12 protein-coding genes are annotated in these 19,409 nt (G+C 44.2%); 7 read left to right on the top strand and 5 right to left on the bottom strand.

Going from position 1 to position 19,409, the window contains the following annotated elements; translation table 11 throughout:
• Positions 1 to 15: 15 nt before the first annotated feature.
• On the bottom strand, positions 16 to 1,749 hold the full coding sequence (locus NW213_RS15830; protein ID WP_154044872.1) for a BACON domain-containing protein: 1,734 nt from the start codon (positions 1,747 to 1,749) through the stop codon (positions 16 to 18).
• A 334-nt stretch (positions 1,750 to 2,083) separates the two neighbouring features.
• On the opposite strand from NW213_RS15830, the gene NW213_RS15825 reads away from it, so the two are divergent.
• Positions 2,084 to 2,221 (top strand): hypothetical protein, encoded by a 138-nt coding sequence (locus tag NW213_RS15825; protein WP_258323378.1) that lies wholly within the window; start codon positions 2,084 to 2,086, stop codon positions 2,219 to 2,221.
• A 120-nt stretch (positions 2,222 to 2,341) separates the two neighbouring features.
• On the opposite strand, the gene NW213_RS15820 is transcribed toward NW213_RS15825, so the two are convergent.
• From NW213_RS15820 to NW213_RS15805, 4 genes are all read right to left on the bottom strand, one after another.
• Complete coding sequence (locus tag NW213_RS15820) at positions 2,342 to 3,259, bottom strand: DUF4984 domain-containing protein (RefSeq protein WP_154044873.1); 918 nt, start codon at positions 3,257 to 3,259, stop codon at positions 2,342 to 2,344.
• Between the two features lie 18 nt (positions 3,260 to 3,277).
• Positions 3,278 to 4,792, bottom strand: a complete 1,515-nt coding sequence (locus NW213_RS15815) for a RagB/SusD family nutrient uptake outer membrane protein (RefSeq protein WP_154044874.1) — start codon at positions 4,790 to 4,792, stop codon at positions 3,278 to 3,280.
• A gap of 45 nt (positions 4,793 to 4,837) precedes the next feature.
• Positions 4,838 to 7,774: a TonB-dependent receptor gene (locus tag NW213_RS15810; RefSeq protein ID WP_154044875.1), complete on the bottom strand. Its 2,937-nt coding sequence runs from the start codon at positions 7,772 to 7,774 to the stop codon at positions 4,838 to 4,840.
• 874 nt (positions 7,775 to 8,648) lie between these two features.
• Positions 8,649 to 9,926, bottom strand: coding sequence for a hemolysin family protein (locus NW213_RS15805; RefSeq protein WP_154044876.1), 1,278 nt, complete (start codon positions 9,924 to 9,926; stop codon positions 8,649 to 8,651).
• A 306-nt stretch (positions 9,927 to 10,232) separates the two neighbouring features.
• Here NW213_RS15805 and NW213_RS15800 point away from each other — a divergent pair, with 306 nt between their 5' ends.
• The 6 genes from NW213_RS15800 (at position 10,233) to NW213_RS15775 (ending at position 19,384) form a co-directional block, all read left to right on the top strand.
• The gene (locus tag NW213_RS15800; RefSeq protein ID WP_258323380.1) at positions 10,233 to 12,569 is read left to right on the top strand and encodes a TonB-dependent receptor; all 2,337 of its coding nucleotides are present in this window, start codon (positions 10,233 to 10,235) and stop codon (positions 12,567 to 12,569) included.
• A 29-nt stretch (positions 12,570 to 12,598) separates the two neighbouring features.
• A complete protein-coding gene (locus NW213_RS15795) occupies positions 12,599 to 13,999 on the top strand; it encodes a DUF4374 domain-containing protein (RefSeq protein ID WP_258323377.1) in 1,401 nt (466 codons plus the stop codon).
• Positions 14,000 to 14,060: 61 nt separating this feature from the next.
• Complete coding sequence (locus tag NW213_RS15790) at positions 14,061 to 15,179, top strand: PepSY domain-containing protein (RefSeq protein ID WP_258323376.1); 1,119 nt, start codon at positions 14,061 to 14,063, stop codon at positions 15,177 to 15,179.
• A gap of 318 nt (positions 15,180 to 15,497) precedes the next feature.
• A complete protein-coding gene (locus NW213_RS15785; protein WP_258323375.1) occupies positions 15,498 to 16,748 on the top strand; it encodes an efflux RND transporter periplasmic adaptor subunit in 1,251 nt (416 codons plus the stop codon).
• Between the two features lie 14 nt (positions 16,749 to 16,762).
• Positions 16,763 to 18,067: an ABC transporter permease gene (locus NW213_RS15780; protein ID WP_258323374.1), complete on the top strand. Its 1,305-nt coding sequence runs from the start codon at positions 16,763 to 16,765 to the stop codon at positions 18,065 to 18,067.
• A gap of 6 nt (positions 18,068 to 18,073) precedes the next feature.
• Positions 18,074 to 19,384 (top strand): ABC transporter permease, encoded by a 1,311-nt coding sequence (locus NW213_RS15775; RefSeq protein ID WP_258323373.1) that lies wholly within the window; start codon positions 18,074 to 18,076, stop codon positions 19,382 to 19,384.
• The last annotated feature ends 25 nt before the right edge of the window (positions 19,385 to 19,409 follow it).

Below are 19,409 nucleotides of genomic sequence, written 5' to 3'. Positions count from 1 at the left end.
TTAATTGTTGTTTTATTAGTTTCCTAATTCCAATCTACAGAATGAAGCGATAGTACCGTCAGAATTCTTGACTACTATATCATAATGGTCAGTAAGAGTACCGGATATAGACAAGCCATATATATCAACATTAGACATTTCGGATTGTATCCATAATGAACCTTGACGCTTATCTTCAGAGCATGTTATACCACTATCGGTTGACAAATTGGACATGGTCTGTCCATCTCCTCTGCCAACAGCCTCAATAATGATTGGCATGCCGCTAACTAACCCCATTTCATAAATATCTTTTGGTATAACAATTTTCCAAACATTTGATACATCGGCTAAATCTGCATATTCTGATTTTATACTTTCAAGTTCAGAGCTTTCAATTTTTACAGACTCAATATTTGATAATCCTACATCACTATAAGACATCAACGTTCCACCACCATCTATCGCTCTCGAAATAAAACTGATTTCTTCTTGAGCCACATTTTTCTTAGCTTGAGTAAGAGAAGCCATTACGAATGTACTGAATTCTGACTTCAAATCTCCAGCCGTAAGAGGATTACCCTCACTGTCAACATCTCCTTCACGAATCAACAAATAGTCATTATAGTTTGTTCCATATTCATCGACCAAAGCCTTTGGCAGAAGCACAACTATCGCCTCCCTTTCTTCTTCGGAATCATTTGCTTTTACTGACAAAGTCACAACACCATCAGTTGTAGGCTGCGTTACTTCCACCCAGTTCAGTTCTTGTTCAAAATCATATCTATAAGCAAAACTTTGGTCAATCATTCCACCCTCTCCATCTGAAATATCAGGAAGTTCGTACTTCTCAACCAATCCTTTCAAAATTACAAAATCATTAGAGTTCGCAGTAATAGTCGAAGAAACCGACTGTTTCTGACCTTCCTCAGTATTGATTGTTCCATCAGCATCTACAGACAATCCATTGTGAGCCGATTGGATAACCAAAGCCCTCTTGTCGAAACCTTCATAAGAAACAGGAATGTCTATTCTTCTTACTTTGTCTGTTTCCGCTGTTTCAGCGTCAGAGGTATAAAAAGATATTACATCACCTGTGTTTTCTATCGGATATCTGATGTCGTTTTCACTTTCAGTATTGAAAGTAAAGTCATAGGCTCCAGTTTCCTGATTAATACTCATCGTCAACCATTCCGGATATTGAAGACCTATCTCCATGCCGGCTTCGGCGGAAGCTCTCAACGAAGTAGTTACAACATTTGCATTATTGCCTTTTATTTCCAACGGAGTTGAAGAACTGTAAGATATGTCTCCTGCCTCATTCGTAACCACAAGGTTCTGATATTCCCTCATTCCGCGGGTTATCTTATAAATAACCTGCTCCTGCGATGCCATAGAAAGTGTAATCTGCGCAACGTCTGCTGAAGTATAGTTCCAGCTTGCATCGGAAATCTCTACTTTCAGAGTCTGGTCGCCGGCCTTTCCCGAAGCTGTCGTTTCTTTGATCTCTCCGTTTACGAACCTGCACCATGCGGCATCGCTCTTCAGGGTCCAGTCGAGGTTCGCGCTAAATGTTATATCGAGGCTTGCAGAAAATACATTATTTCCATTTTCGTCCGTAGTCTCAGTAAGAGTAACCGTCTGTTCCTTCAAATCCGGGAACTGCGGTGTAACAACTTCTTCATCGTCCTTACAGCCTACTAATACCGCAACAGCGGACAGCGCGAGCATAAGGTAAAACTTTACTGACATTTTCTTTAAGTTTTTCATAATTCCTTTTTTTTAAGTCATACAATAATATAATAAAATGTATATGTTTTTAAATGTTTAATTGTGTACTTTTCGTATATGTACTTTTTCTTTCGCTTGTCCGAAAGAAAAAGATACCAAAAAGAAAGTACACCGTCTGCGCCCGTCGGGCTACTCCGAAGCCTCTTCCGGCTAAACGGCAGGGAACTCGCTACGCTCAAACAGCCTGCCGTTCTTAACGCCTGAAGCGTCTTCTCCGCTTTACGCCCGCCGGTCAAGGCCGGGGAGCCATGCGGGATTGGACATTGACAAATGTTGATTTAAGTGCTTCATATCCCAGTGCGAAACGTAAAGCGTGTCCTCGTCCAACGCCGCATGGCCGCGCCTATGCGGAGGAGCGTTAAGCGGAGGATGGATTTCAGCTGTAAAGAGGGGCAGGCTGTCTGAGCGAAGCGAGTTTCCTGCCACTCAAGCTGAAATCCGTCCGGAGTAGCCCCGGAGCGTCAGCGCTTGACTTTTTTCTTTTGGTGTCTTTTCTTTTTGTGTCAAGACAAAAAGAAAAGTACATCCAACGAAAGAAAAAGTACATCCGACAAAAAGAAAAGTACATACATCAATATCCATCTTCCATCAAGTCCTCCGCCTCGCCGTCGCTTATCCACTCGTAGATGGTAGCGTAAGTACCTACGGTTCCGTAAAGGCTGCCATCCTTGTTGAACACCTGTACGGAGACGTACTGCATGACGAAGTTCTCGCAGGAACTGTAGTAAGACACATATCCCGAAGGCTGGGTCATCATCAGTTTGCCGTCGCCATAGACGGTATTGAAAGCCTCGCCTGTGGTGCCGCACTGAGTGTCGTCCATCTCTATATAAGGTTCGGCCACGTCGTCCGTCTTGAACTTCAGCTTCACGTCGTATCCCTCATAATAAGGCCCGTGGAGTATCACTGTGTTCTCCTCGTCGGGCGACACCTCCGTCTTTATGAGGCGGCTCGTCAGCCCCTGAGTGTTGTTAACGGTACTTGAATAGTCAAGAAAATACAGCGATGTGACCAAGCAATATCCCGAAAAGGCGTTTATGTCGAAAGGACATACCTTCTGCAATACCACGTTGGCATCCGTCCCGTACAAATCCCACTTGTATTCGTCGGGCACTATAAGGCGCAGCGCGAAGCCGAGCGAGTCCGAAATCCCGATATTCTCGTATATACCCTTCACCTCCACGTATCCGGCCATCTCGCCCGCCTTGATGGTGACATTATTGTCAAGCAGGCGGTAATGCTTTCCTTCCACGGCGTTGCTCTTGCTGTCTATCACCTCAACGGCGAAAGTACGGTCACGGTCTGACTTCACGGTGGCTGACACCGGAACTTTGAACGTCTCGCCGCTTTCCTGCACGGGATAGTTGTAAATGGTATCGGAAAACATAAGATAATCGGGTCCGCTGTAGGACACTCTCTTCTCGTCGCATCCAGACAGCCCTGCCACGGCGGCAACGGCCGCCATACATCCAATAAATAAATTCTTCATTACCATATGTTTTATTTCTTATTTGTTACTTTCATTCGGTTGCACTTCGGAACCCGGCGAATCAAGCTCGTGCTGCGGTATCGGCCATACGAAGAGAGGGTCGTCGGCTTCCACCTTCAGGCTGCTGCCGTTGGACAACGACTGTTCCTGCGGCTCGCGCTCGAAGCCCTTGTGCCAGCGTTTCAAGTCGTTCAGGCGGAAACCCTCCATGTAGAGTTCCTTCACGCGTTCCTCCTCTATAATATCCATGGCGTCATCCTCGCTCATGGAAACGCTTCCGCTGAAGGAGGAATAGCGCGCGCGGCGTATTGATGCTATGTCGTCGCCAGCGTCGCCGTATCTGCCATTCTGCACATAAGCCTCTGCACGTATCAGGTACTGCTCGGAGAGGCGGAACACCTTAGGCATTGTGACGTGGTATATGTTATACGAGATGAACTGCTCGTTGCCGAAATACTTGATGAGCAGCGGCCATGTAAGCCCGTGGGTGTAGCCGGTGGTAATATTGCTGAAGAAAGCGTCATACCTCAAGTCGCTCGCGTCATAAAGCCCGAGCACCCACGCTGCCGGCACATAGTCCGGACGAAACGACACCATGTCGTAGTTGGCAAAGACCTGGCCCAAGGCTCCCCCGTAGGAATTGATGGTGAACGCCACCTTCCATATTATCTCGGTAGAGGTATCGTATGACCACATGTACTGGTAATAGCTCTGCGAGCTGGTGGCCATCAGCGTAGAACTGGAAAGAGCGTAATAGCCGCTGTCTATGACCTTGGACGAATATTCTATAGCCGCGTCCCAGTCCTGCATGTAAAGAGCCACGCGTGCGCGGAGGGCATAGACCGTATATTCGCAAAAATACTCCAGGTCGTAAAGTCCGCCCTCGTAATCGTCCTCCACCTTCAGAAGTTCCGCCGCGCGGTCGAGGTCGTTTATCACGAATTCATATGAAGCCTTCAGGTCGGAACGAGTCATAGTCTCGTCGCCACCGTAGTGTTCCGTAAGGATTACACCCAGTTCCTGCGTCATGTCCCGGTCTTTCTCATAAGGCTTGCAGAACAGCTTTATAAGCTCCGAATAAGCCAGGGCGCGCGCGAAATACGTCTCGCCGCAACACTGGTCGAGCTTGTCCAGCTGGTCGTCGTCGGTAGTGCTTTCGCGTACCGCGTCCACCCTGTCGAGCAGGAAGTTGCAACGGTTTACGACATCATAAAGAGAACCGTAAACGCCTTCTATGTCCGTATTGGTGGAAAGTATGTCGTTCCATCTCCAAACCTCGCCGTAAACATTCGTGTTGTTGTTTATGCCATACACAAGGTCTGTCTGTATGTCCGGCAGGAGCGTCAACGCCCCGGAATAGAGGTACGAGCTTTTGAAAGCGTCGTAAATGCCAATCACGGCCAGATTGACGTCGTCCACCGTCTGTATGGACTCGTCGAACGTCATGGCGTCGGACGGATATTTGTCGAGGCATGACACCGTAGAGAACGCCAATACCGCCGGAAGCAGGTAATATCTGATTTTTCCAAACATATTATTCTTTACTATATATTATATTTATGATATTCTTTCAAATTCTTAGAATGATAGTTCCACACCCATGGTGAACTGTCGTGACGCCGGATACTGTGCCTGATAAACATTGGCCGCCACTTCCGGGTCCAATCCCGTGAAGCCGGTGAACGTCAGCAGGTTCTGCCCCTGCACGTAAATCCTTGCCGACGTGAAGAAGTTGGTCTTCCTCAGCCACAGCTGCGGCAGGTTGTAGGCAAGCGTCAGGTTCTTCAGGCGCAGGAACGACGCGTTCTCGAGGAAACGGTCGTCAAGCTGGGGCGTAACGCCGTGGCGCGGTATGTCCGTTATGTCGCCCGGATTTTTCCAGCGGTCGTAAAGCAGACGTTTCGACTGGTTGTAAGCGGTATAAAGCCCGTTGCTCTCCTCGAAATAGCGGTCGTTGTTCACTACCCACTTGTCGGCCATCCAGCTGAACTGTGCCGAGAGCGAGAGTCCTTTCCACGAGAGCGTGGTACCGAAACCTCCGGCCCATGGAGCATCATACGACTTGCCCGTCATCACCTTGTCGCTCTCGTTGTATTCGGTGGTTATCTCTCCATCCTTAGTGTACCAGAGGGCATCACCGTTGGCCGGGTTAACTCCGGCGTACCTGTTCATGAAGAACTCGCCCACCGGATGTCCCACCTGGTATTTCAGTCCGGTAGTGGAGTTAACGTACTCCTGTACCCCGTTATACAATTCCACCAACTTGTTCTTATTATACGACACGTTAGCACTCACGTTCCATGTGAAGCCTTTCACACGGAGCACGTCTGCCGCCACGTTCAACTCTACTCCCCTGTTCACCATCGCTCCGATGTTTTCCCAACGGTAGCCTTCGCCGGTCACGGCATACGACTGCGGCACCAGCATAAGCATGTCCGTGGTCTTCTTATTATAAAGGTCGATATCCACATTTATCCTGTCGATGAATCCAAGACGGAAACCGAGGTTGTTTGCCCACGTTTTTTCCCATCCCAAATCCTCGTTGCCGCTCTGCATCGGGTATATACCCGCCTCGTCGGCATAGTTCGGACCGCCGCCCACGAGTGCCAGATGGTCATAGTCCGGTATCTCGGAGTTACCTGAAGTACCTGAGCTGAGTGTCACCTGCGCGCCGGTCAGCCAACTTACATCCTTAAGGAATGCCTCGTTCTTCATATTCCACATCAGACCCACAGACCAGAACGCACCCCAACGGTTTTTGCTACCGAAACGCGAGGAAGCATCGGTACGCACGGAGAAATCGGCGTAATACAAATCCTTATAATTGTATTCCCCACGAAAGAAGAACGAGAGGTATGAATACGATGATGTGCTGTCCGTCCATGAAGAGGCACGTGTTCCGGACGATACGTTCGTGAGCAGGTCGTGCGTCTGGCCGGCAGTAACGACCTGGAAACCTTCCGACATGTAGTTCACGGCTTCCTGTCCGAGGAGGAAGTTGAACGAATGGTCTTCATTATAGTTCCAGCGATAGTTGGCCGTGGTCGTCTCCGTAAGATTGAGCATGTCCGACGCACTGCGTCCCGCGCTACCCATGCCATCGTTGATGATATAGCTCGGGAACGACCTCATAAATCCCTTGGAATATGTGTAATCCGCTCCGAACTGGCTCCTGATGGTGAGGTTTTCTATCGGCGTAATCTCCGCGTAAATGGTGGACAACATCTTGTATTTAGTATATTCCACAGGGTTCATGTCCATCCACTCTATAGGGTTCTGCCCCGTGCCCTGCCACGAACCGTCGTTCTGCGAGGCTATGGAACCGTCCTCATTATATGGATTCCAATACGGGAGCATGAAGCGGCATGCCGAAATAGGAGTATAGAGGGCGTATGAGCCTGACTCCGCCTGCTGTATTTCCTCGTATGCCGCCATTGTGTTGGTACCCATCTTCAGCCAGTTGCTAGCCTTCACTTCGGCATTGGCGCGTATGTTATAACGGCGGAACGTAGAGCCTTGGGCTATACCGTCCTGGTCATAGAAACCGCCAGACACGTAATAGTTAAGCCTGTCCGTGGCACGGTTGACCGACAGTTCGTAGCTCTGTAGCGGGGCAGCGTCCTTGAACACGGCGTCAAGCCAATCGACATCCACACGCGAGAGCAAGTCATAATCCTGTCCGGAATCGAGCCCCACTTCCTTTTCATAAGCTATACGCTCCTCCGTGTTCATCAAATTCCATTTGCCGGTGTTGGCAAGCTGTGAGAAACCGAACTGCGCACGCAACGTCACTTTCGCCTTATCCATGGAAAGTCCTCGCTTTGAAGTGATTACAACCACTCCATTTGCCGCACGCGCTCCATAAATGGATGTGGAAGAAGCGTCCTTCAGCACGGAAATAGACTCTATATCACCCGGGCTGATGGCATTGAAATCCGAACTTGAAATAGGTACACCGTCAAGAATGAAGAGCGGCGCCGTACCTGAATTGATGGAGTTTGTACCACGAATCTGGAAAACGGCCGGCTCGCTCGGCTCTCCCGAATTCGAGATTACGGACAAACCCGGCGTCTGCCCCTGCAAAGCCTGGTCGAAACTTGCGGCAGGCACATCGGCCATCTTGTCGGCCGAAACCGTTGACACGGCACCCGCTATGGTTCCTTTCTTACGAACACCGTAAGCTACCACCACCACCTCGTCTATCATCTCCGCATCGGATTTCAAAACAACGTTCAAAACTCCGGTGGAAGCATTGACCTGATGGCTCTGCGACTGCATACCGATATAAGAGAATACCAAGATCGCATCTGACGCGCCTTTAACCTCGAAGCTGTAATTACCGTCCATGTCGGTAACTACACCGTTAGTAGTCCCCTTCTGCAATACCGTCACTCCTATCAGCGGGCTACCGTCCTCGTGGGCGGTAACGGTACCTTTCACCACAAAACCTTGGGCAAAAGCCGAATGGAATGAGAATAAAGCAAAAGAGATAAACAAAAGAATAAATCTTTTCATCTTCCGCTATAAAAATTAAAATTAAAAATTAAATGAATATTCATGCAAAACAGGCAAACGAAAAAACGGGCATCATTTTTTCCACCGAAAGCATGATGCACCACGATTACGCCATTCACCTGGTAATAGCTACAAGATACACAAGTACTTATGAAAACACTTTTTCATAAATAACTCTCAACGCAAATTAATTTTTAGAAAGAATCCCGTGCTTTGACGTTACGAAACACGATATCCCAATTGTTAAAAAATAGAGAACATTCCAAATTTGTTTCCATTTCTATTCCTTTAACTTTATTACACCTATATTCTATTCCTTAATTCTTTGTGGGCGCAAAATTACAAAAGTATGGCATAGCATAAAATAAATTAATGAAGTTATTTCATTACAATATATAACCTGCTTATTACATAAACATATTCATCCTTTACAAAAAAACACACAGACACGCATTTTTCATTTAATTATGTCACACAATAAGTATAACAGGAACACATTAAGCAATAATATTACACAAATATGAAAGCACCAATTTGAAAGTATAAATATTGTTAATATGAATATTTATAAGATTTTTAATCAATACAAGAATATAAATTATAAAAAATACTTATTCTGAACATCCATTTTCAAAGCTATCGAAAATCTGTAATACATATTGTAAGCAGTAAAACAAATAAAAAAGAACGGATTCTCGTCATAAATAAATTATCATTTCATACAACATTGTGAACAAATACATATACAAATCTAACATTATAAAATGGATGCTATTCGGTTCATAAAACATTTCATCTTTTATTGCATTTCAACTCATTCTTAATTATCCCACCCCAAAAAAAACCGCCCATAATAGAGCGGTTAAAATCTTTTCTAATCATGTTTGACCTGAGTAACAAGAACCTTATCAATTCTTGCCCCGTCCATATCAACTACTTCGAAATTAAATCCATTCCATTGCAGAGTCTCCCCACTTTGAGGTACATGCTGCAGGTGTTGTAATATAAGTCCTCCAAGGGTATGGAAATCTGATTTTTCAAACAATTCAGGACGGTTGAAATAATTAAGGAAGTCGTACATAGGACACTGTCCGTCAACCAACCACCCGTCGTTATTTACTCTCTTGATAATGTCTGGTTCATCATCGGCTTCATCTACATTTCCTACCAGTCCTTCAAGAATATCTTTCAATGTAATAATACCAGTACATGCCCCAAATTCATCACATACAAGAGCCCGGCTTATCTTCTTCATCTTCATTTGCTCAAGCACCTTATATACATTCATGTTTTCATGGAAGAACACCGCTTCCTGTGTCAAAGAAACAAGATTAAAATCATTTTCATGCAGATGCAAAACGAGATCTTTCAAATGAATAACACCTTTTACATGATCCAAATCACCATCAGCAATAGGATAGAATTCATAAAGATTGTCATTCACAATGCTTTTTACATCATCTACGGTCATATCTGTGTCCAGCCATACGATATCCGACTTATGCGTCATAATAGAGCTTACCTTCAAATCGCCCAAAAGAAATACCCTCTGCATGATATCCTGCTCAACCGGTTGCACCTCACCGTCTTCGGCTCCCTCTTTAATAATAGACTTGATTTCTTCTTCTGTCACCTTATTATCCTCCTCTTTTACTCCAAGAAGATTGAAGATAACCTCAGTGCTTTTTGCTAGCAACCAAACGAAAGGAAGAGCTATTACAGAAAGTATGTTCATCGGCTGAGCCATTACCTTTGCAGCCTTTTCAGCCATACTCATACCTATACGCTTAGGAACAAGTTCACCGAATATAATAGTAAGATATGTAACCACTACAACGATAACACCCTGAGCCAAACCGAAGGCGTATGTAGAAGATACTCCCCATGATTTCATAGCTTCTGTAAGATCGACTGCAATCTGATTTCCGGAATAGATACCGGTAAGGATTCCGATAAGAGTAATACCAATCTGTACGGTAGAAAGGAACCTGTCCGGTTCATTTGCGAGTTTTAGAGCCGTTTTTGCCGATTTGTTTCCGTTTTTAGCGTCAGCGGAAAGACGTGATTTACGGGCTGATATGAGTGCCACCTCGGACATTGCGAAAACTCCATTAAGCAATATCAACCCGATGATAATAAAAATTTCGTTCATATATATATTAAATGTTTTCAACAGCAAAAATAATAGATTGTTCACGCTCAACACGAATTAATAACATTCTATTAGAAAGTTTTAACAATCTGTTTATCACTCATTTTAGGCAATACCTAAAAATGATTAGTAATACATACAAAAAACAGCATGAAATATACCTAAAAATTGCGATTGTGGGAAAATGCTCATGGCAGTAACTTTGCATCCGGAATTAAAAGATTAGAAAATATATTTATAAGGTATTAGTTTATGAGCAAAAAGCTGTGGAGTCAGTATTTTAAATTTGTGTTTCTTTTTGCCGCAATGACATTATGTATGACAGTCAAAGCGGAGGTACAGAAGATTATCTTATCCGGTATAGTAAAATCTACAGACAAGAGTCCTGTGGATTTTGCAACCGTCTATCTGAAGAACACCAACTTCGGATGTACTACTAATGAAAAAGGAGAATACAGACTTAACGCTCCTGCTGGAGAATACACACTTGTAGTTTCGGCCATAGGTTTCGAGACTTACGAAAAGAATGTTACAATAAGCAAACACCATCACCATAACAATCACAGAGTAATACTGAAACCGTCAGTAACAGAACTTGACGAAGTGGTTGTAGTGTCAAACGGAGTGAGTCGTCTGAAACGTTCAGCATTCAATGCAGTGGCTGTTGACACAAAGGAGATGAAGAACAGTACCAAAAGCCTGAGTGATGCTCTAGCCAAAGCTCCTGGAATGAAACTCAGAGAATCAGGAGGTGTAGGTTCGGACATGCAGTTAATGCTTGACGGTTTCAGTGGAAAGCACGTGAAGGTTTTCATTGACGGCGTTCCGCAGGAAGGCGTTGGAAGTTCGTTCGGCCTGAATAACATCCCGGTAAACTTTGCAGAGAGAATAGAAGTATATAAAGGTGTAGTTCCAGTAGGCTTCGGCTCGGACGCCATAGGAGGAGTTATCAACATTGTCACGAACAAAAAGAGACAGAACTGGTTCCTTGATGCTTCGTATTCATACGGTTCTTTCAATACTCATAAATCAAACATTCATTTCGGACAGACTTTGAAAAACGGATTTACCTACGAGATAAATGCTTTTCAGAATTATTCGGACAACAATTATTATATAGACGGACCTATAAAAGACTTTGAAACCGGAAACATCAACGCAGGAACAGGCAGAGTAAAAAGATTCAATGACACCTACCACAATGAAGCTGTAATCGGGAAAATTGGTGTAGTTGATAAGAAATGGGCAGACCGACTAATGTTCGGATTTACATATTCAAATATGTATCAGGACATACAGACAGGTGTACGTCAGAATATCGTCTATGGCGAAAAGCACAGAAAAGGACATTCGCTTATGCCTTCAGTGGAATACAGGAAAAGAGACCTTATTATTAAAGGACTTGAACTGATGATAACAGGTAACTACAACAGAAATACTACTTATAATGTAGACACTGCAGCATACGAATACAACTGGCTAGGCGACAAGAAACTGATGAATACCCGTGGAGAACAGTCGTATCAATATTCGCGTGCAGACAATGATAACTGGAACAATACAGTAACACTGAACTACAGAATAGGTAAGGCACATTTCATCACATTTAATAATGTGTTCAATGCATTCAGACGCGAAAACACTTCCCTACTGACAAAGGAAGAACAGACAGATCCGATAGATAAACGTACAAGAAAAAATATCAGCGGACTTTCATACAGACTGATGATGTCAGAAAAATGGAATTTTTCAGCTTTCGCAAAGCAATATTTGCAGTATGTGTCAGGTCCGCAAGCCACAGACTCCAATAATTCAGACTTTGTGCGTACAGACAGAAAAGTAAGCTCAACAGGCTACGGAGCGGCAGGTACATTCTTCGTAATACCTTCATTGCAGGTAAAACTCTCGTATGAAAAAGCCTACCGTCTGCCTACCATAGAAGAAATGTTCGGTGATGAAGACTTAGAAATGGGTGATGTAAGTATTCGCCCTGAGAACAGTGACAATATAAATCTGAATATAAGCTATAACAAGACTTTTGGCAAACACAGTGTTTATCTGGAAGGAGGACTTATATATCGCGATACAAAAGACTATATACAGAGAAATATCGCAGACCTTAGCGGTGGTAAGATGGCTGCTACATATATCAACTACGGAAAGGTCCTTACCAAAGGAATAAACGCTTCTGTAAGATACGGTTTCAGCAACTGGCTGAGCATAGGCGGAAATTTCACACGGATGGACGTGAGAGACAATCAGGAAATGGCAATAGGAACCAATCAGCCCAATCTAGCTTATAAGGAACGCATGCCCAACATACCTTACATGTTTGCCGATTCGGATATAAACCTCTATTGGCACAACCTGTTTGAGAAAGGCAACACGCTGACCTTTACATACGACAACCAGTATCTGCACAGCTTTTCATACTATTCGCAGGTGATAGGCTCAAGCAGCGACTACATTGTTCCAAACCAGTTTTCGCACAACATCAGTCTTTCGTACAGCATGAAGAAAGGAAGATATAACATTTCCTTTGAATGCCGTAATCTGACAGACGAAAAACTGTACGACAATTTCAGCCTACAGAAAGCAGGAAGAGCATTCTACGGAAAAGTAAGAGTATATTTGGGAAAATAAAAGAATAACAATCTAAAATGAGTAAAAAAATGAGTAAAAAAAATCTTATCAGAAACATGGCCATATTACTTGGCGTAGCAGTATCTGCAACTTCATGCAGCGAGGAGACAGTTGACAACAACAATAATAACAACAATACAGACCAAAAAGGTCAATATGTAATAGCTGCATCGGTCACAGCATCCGGAAATACCACTAACGTACTTCTTACAGCCTCATCGCTAGACGAAGGAACAGTTTCAACTAAAAACAACGGACTTGTTAACGACGGAGCTACACAGTGGATATACTATAACAACCAGTATCTTTACGGACTGGCATACAATCAAGGTAATGCAGGAGTCACAACATCGTTTATCCTTGATGCTAACAATAATATAAAGAAGAGAAATGGAGAATTTGCCATAAGACGTTTTACTACTTTTGGCACATACGGAAAGTATATCATGACTACTTCTACCGGCGACGGACCTACAGAATGGAACGATGAAAACGGTTATACACCGAAATCATTCCTCATTTCTTATTTGGATGCCGCAGGAGAAATTTATACAACTAACGATACTCAAAACGAAAAATATCTGTCAGAAAACTTCCTTGGCAACGGAGAGTATGTCACATTAGCAGGTCTTCTTGAAAATAACGGCAAAATATTTTCTGCAGCCATTCCTATGGGACTGAGCCAGTATGGAACAAAATTTGAGAATGGGAAATGGGTTTTGCCAGGCAATGAGGATTTGATAAAGACAGAAGAAGGCGGTAGCGGTAGCAGCTCATACAAGAAAGATGAACTGCAATGGACCCAATACCCGAATGAATGTCACATAGCAATATTCAGTGACGAGACTCTCACGGAAAAGAAAATCATAACGACAGACAAGATAAGCTATGCAGCCGGAAGAATGAAATCGCAGTACTATCAGATGGTATGGAGTGCAGGCAACGGTGATATTTACGTATTCTCACCAAGTTATGCCAAAACGATGAAAGACAGCCGCCAGCAGACTACACTGCCTGCTGGAGTTGTGAGAATTCCTGTCGGAACAGAAGCTTTTGACGATTATTACTGCAATATAGAAGAGAAAACAGACGGAAAATCATTCATGCGCTGCTGGCCTATAGCTGACGACTATTTCCTTTTGCTCATGTACGACCGTCCATTCTCAGAAACAGGTTATACAGCAAACCAGCTTGCTATTTTCAAGGCTGAAGACAAGAAGCTTACATACGTAACAGGCATGCCTTCGGACGTAAGCGGATTCGGAAACACTCCATACATAGAAAATGGAAAAGCTTATGTAGCAGTTACTACCACTTCCGGATATCCTGCCATCTATAAGATAGACCCTACTACAGGAGTTGCGACAAAAGGACTTACCGTAGAGGCGACTCAGCTTTCAGGTGTAGGAAGACTTAATGTAACAGAATAACATTGATAGCATTATAGGAGAGCTTCCATCTCCTATAATATTTTATTACAAAAAAATAAGAATGAAGAAAACATTACACAAGATACATCTCTGGCTTTCTATCCCATTGGGGCTGATAATCACTGTGATATGTTTCACCGGAGCCACACTTGTATTCGAACAGGATATCACACGTGCCCTAAACAAGAATCTTTATCAGGTGGAAGTGCCTCAGGGAAAAGAAAGACTTGCTCCTTCCGAAGTCATAAATATCGTACAGGACAGACACGGCGAAATGAAGATTTCATCCGTAAACATCCCTAAAGCTGCAGATGCCACATATCAGATAAGCTTCAGCAACGGAGGAAAGAAAGTCCTGTTCGTCAATCCTTACACAGGAGAAAGCATAGGATGGTCGAAATCATATCCTTTCTTTCAGACTATGAGGAAGCTGCACAGATGGTTCCTTGATGTTCCTAAAAGTAAAGGCAGCATGTCAACCGGTAAACTTATAGTGGGTATCTCTACAATAGCCATGACAATAATCCTCATAAGCGGACTGGTGATATGGATTCCACGTACCCGTAAGGCTCTGAAAAACAGACTTACAGTGGCGTGCGGCAAAGGTACAAGACGACTGATGTACGACTCTCACGTAGCACTCGGTTTCTATGCCACAATATTCCTACTGATTATGGCACTGACCGGACCTATATGGTCGTTCGGATGGTATAGGGAAGCCGTGTCCTCACTTCTTGGAGCCGAGCCTCAACCACAGAGCCAACAAGCCGGATACGCTCACGGACATGGACATGATGAGAAAAAAGAAAACGGCAAGACAGAACCCAGACAGGAAAATACCATAGCATACGACGCAGCCTTGAAAGAGATACAAAGCCTCTATTCTGAATATAACTATATCAAGCTGAGCAAAAACGAGGCAACCGTATCACTGAACAAAAACGGATACAGGAGTAAGTCGGACAATGTAAAGTTCAACCCAAAGACCGGACAAATAACCGAAATCAGGAAATTCGAAGATAACAGTGTGAGACAGAACCTCAGAGGACTGATATATTCGCTGCACGTAGGAACATGGGGCGGTCCTGTTACCAAAATCCTATATTTCCTGGCTGCACTGATAGGTGCCACTCTCCCACTGACCGGATACTATCTTTGGCTTAAAAAGAAGATGAGATAACAAAACTCCTAACATCAAATCAGAAAGTTAGTAACGAGCTAACATATTCTATAAATATAACTTGTGTTTATATAAATCACAGTGTGGTTTGTATAAACACAAGTTGTATTTTTATAAACCACACTGTGGTTTATAGAAAATAAGCTGAAGAAAATACTTTTTCGACGACACTATTTAAATATAAAACCGTACAAGGTGTTCGTTTTCGGACACCTTATTTTTTCGTCTTTCACTGATAATCAACGGATTAATATTTTGGCACACTTCTTGCATAATAAAAAGCGTCATAACGAACAATTTTATTCAAAACAGATTATTATGGATAGAGAAATACCAAAAGAAGTTCTGAAAAAAGAACGTAACAGACGAATATTAAAATATGGAGGTATAGGAGGTGGCTGCATTGCCCTCATCCTAATACTGTTTTCCTTAATGCGCAGCAGTGTGAAAGAAAAAGACCTGGTATTCTCGGAAGTGAGCAAAGGTACTATAGAAGTTAGTGTCAGCGCTTCAGGAAAGGTGGTCCCCGCATTCGAGGAAATTATCAACTCCCCTATCAACACACGTATATTGGAAGTATATAAAAAAGGTGGAGACAGCGTAAATGTAGGTACACCTATTCTTAAACTGGACCTGCAGAGTGCAAAGACAGAATACGACAAACTGCTGGATGAGGAACAGATGAAACGCTATCAACTGGAACAGCTGAAAGTGAACAACAGTACGTACTTGAGTGACCTCGAAATGAAAGTAAAGGTGGCTGAAATGAAACTGAACCGTATGAAGGTGGAATTAAGGAACGAACGTTATCTTGACAGTCTGGGTTCGGGTACCATGGACAGGGTTCATCAGGCAGAACTGAATTTCGAAACAGGAAAACTGGAACTGGAACAGCTGCACCAACAGCTCACCAATGAACGAAAGGTCAAGGCCGCCGACCTGAAGGTAAAACAACTGGAGTATGAGATTTTCCTTAAAGGACTTGCCGAGACAAAACGTACGCTTGACGAGGCACAGATACGCTCGCCACGCAAGGCTATCCTGACGTATATCAACAATCAGATTGGAGCTCAGGTAAACGAAGGTTCGCGTATAGCAGTGATTTCCGATTTGAGTCATTTCAAGGTTGAGGGTGAGATAGCCGACACATACGGCGACCGTGTTGCGGCCGGCGGAAAGGCCGTAGTAAAGATAGGCAGTGAGAAACTTGAGGGACAGGTGAGCAGTGTGACACCGCTTTCAAAGAACGGAGTCATTTCATTTACCGTTCAGCTGGAAAACGACAGTAACCGACGTCTCCGCTCCGGACTGAAAACAGATGTGTATGTGATGAATGCCGTAAAGGAAGATGTGTTGCGCATTGCCAATTCAAGCTATTACGTCGGACGCGGCGATTATCAGCTTTTTGTACTTGACGGTTCGGATGAGCTGGTAAAACGAAAGGTCCGTCTGGGAGATTCCAATTTCGAATATGTGGAAGTGGTATCAGGACTTCAGCCCGGTGACAGAGTTGTTATTAGCGACATGAGTCAGTATAAAAACAAGAACAAGTTGAAACTAAGAAAATAAATACAGCGATAAGTATGATAAGGAATTACTTCAGACAAGCATGGACACTTGTCAGACAACACAAACTTTTTACCGGTATATACGTGGTGGGTACAGGCCTGTCCATTGCACTGGTGATGACTCTCTTCATTATCTTTTACGTAAAGTTCGGTCCTGTCTATCCTGAATACAACCGTAATAGGACACTCGTTGTCAAACCGATAAAACGCTACCCGAAGGGCAAACCCGAAAACTGGACTATCAACGGTGGTATGGCTTATTATGTGATTGATGAAATGCTTGCAGACCTGCCCCATGTGGAGTTGGTAGCCGGTAGTATGTTTGATTCTTGGGAAAATTATCAGGTGTCTGCTACTGGTGTAAAGCCTTTCAAGGCAGTTCCACGTTTTGCCAACGAAGACTTCTGGAAACTCTTTTCTTTCCGTTTCATCGAAGGCCACCCTTTTACACAGGAAAATGTTGAAGCCAAGTCACCGGTAGCCGTCCTTAGCGAATCACTGGCCAGACGTCTGTTTGCTACGGTCGAGGGAGTAACGGGACGTCATTTCAGTTTCAATGGACGTGATTACCGTGTGTGTGGTGTGGTACAGGACGTATCCAATGCCACACCGGAAACGGTGGGCGATCTTTGGCTGCCATTGCTCAATGCACAAAACATCCGGAAAGAGTTGGACCGTATGGGATTGCTGGGTAATGTGTACGCTTACCTGTTGGTTGACGATAAGGCGAATATTGAAAAGGTACGTAGTGAGGTACAGGATGTGTTCCGCCGGTATTCACAGCAGGACAAAGACTATGAATACGACCTGATGGGACAACCGGACATATATTGGCTCAGCACCTTCCGTCAGGATTTGGATAAGGTTCCGGACATGATGGATCTGGCTAAAGATTTTCTCTATATCCTGCTGGCTTTACTTTTCATTCCGGCATTGAACTTGAGTGGAATGATTTCTTCGCGGATGGATAGCCGTATTTCAGAATTGGGTCTCCGCAAGGCATACGGAGCGACCCGTCGATGTTTGTTGGAGCAGGTGCTTTGCGAGAATCTATTATTGACCTTATTGGGAGGACTGGTTGGACTGGTATTCTCATATTTGATTGTATTGACGGCCAGCGACTGGATTCTGACACTATTCGACAAGAACATTTACGATACCTCCCTTTCCACTTCGTTCACGGTAGAAATGTTGTTCAATCCTGCGGTATTCGGTATTGCCTTGGCCGTGTGCGTTGTGCTCAATGTGGTGTCGGCGCTTGTACCCGCTTTGTATGCGTTGCGACATACCATCACAGAATCGTTGAACTCGAAAAGATAAAATGTCATGATACGAACTATTTTACACCAACTATGGAACCAGCGCCGTCAGAACGGCTGGATATTCTTGGAATTGCTGGTTGTCAGTTTTTTCTTGTGGACAGTTATCGATCCAATCTATGTATTGACCGCCAACCGTGCCATCGACCGTGGCTATAATCCCCAAGGGCTTTATGTGGTGAACATCGGCATGTACGACGAAACGAACGGAAACTTCAATCCCGATATGGCTTCCGACTCGATGAACCTGGTGGCTTACCATCGTATCGCCCGCATAGTGCGTGAGCAGCCTGAGGTAGAGTGCTGGTCCATTTCCGCTAACCAAAGTTTTCCTAACAGCAACTCGTGGAGCGGAACACAAGTTTTTGCCGATACCGCCTCTTTACACAAAAAAGAAGGCTACGTACATTCCCAGTGGTACAATTTCATAACACTTGATGGCAGCAATATGCTCCGTACCTACGGCATGAAAGATGTCCGTACGGGCGATGATATCCGGTTACCCGAACAGACTCAAGGAAAAGTCTTCATATCTGAACTGTTAGCCCTACGTCTATTTGGTACGGCAGATGCAGTTGGGAAAAAAGTTTATGAGGACGATGAACCTTCGGAAGTGGCAGGTGTATTCCGTGACTTCAAGCACCGTGATTACGAACAGCCTTATCCGCTCATTGTCCACATGTATGATGATATGCACGGAAGTCCTTATATGGCGTGGATGTATCCTTTTGTCATCCGTCTGAAATCAGGTGTGGACGAATCAGCCTTTATACAGCGTTTCAAGCAGGAAGTGGGGTCTCAACTATCCATTGGCAATTTCTATTTTGACAGTCTGAAAAAATTTTCAGACCTGAGTGAGGCCTATGCGATGGCAAGCGGTGTCACCAACAAGCTCCGCCTACAATATGCCTTGACTGGTTTCGCCCTGCTTTGCATCTTCTTGGGTATGGTGGGAACCTTCTGGATTCGCAGTAATGCCCGTCGGGAAGAGATAGGTGTGATGCGCAGCTTGGGAGCATCACAAAGGTGTATTGTGCGACAATTCCTTATCGAAGCATGGTTATTATTGACAACAGCTTTCGTGCTGGTCATTCCTTTCTTGCTTTATCATGCACAAACCAACGGACTATATGCAGTGGAAATGAACCGTTATTTCGTACCGAATCCGGAATACTGGCAGAACCGTTTCGGCTTCCACTTCTCAATTGTTCTGATAATCAGTTATCTGATATTGTTGATAATAGCGCTGATAGGAACATATATTCCGGTTGTACGGGCTGCACGCACTTTGCCGGCCGATGCTTTGAGAAACGAATAAAGATTTATAATAAAAAACATATAAC

Origin of the sequence: Bacteroides sp. ET336 (assembly GCF_024733815.1) — a bacterium.
Taxonomy (GTDB): domain Bacteria; phylum Bacteroidota; class Bacteroidia; order Bacteroidales; family Bacteroidaceae; genus Phocaeicola; species Phocaeicola cellulolyticus.
Note: the sequence above shows the minus strand (reverse complement) of the source record. Positions and strands in the feature narration are given on the sequence as shown.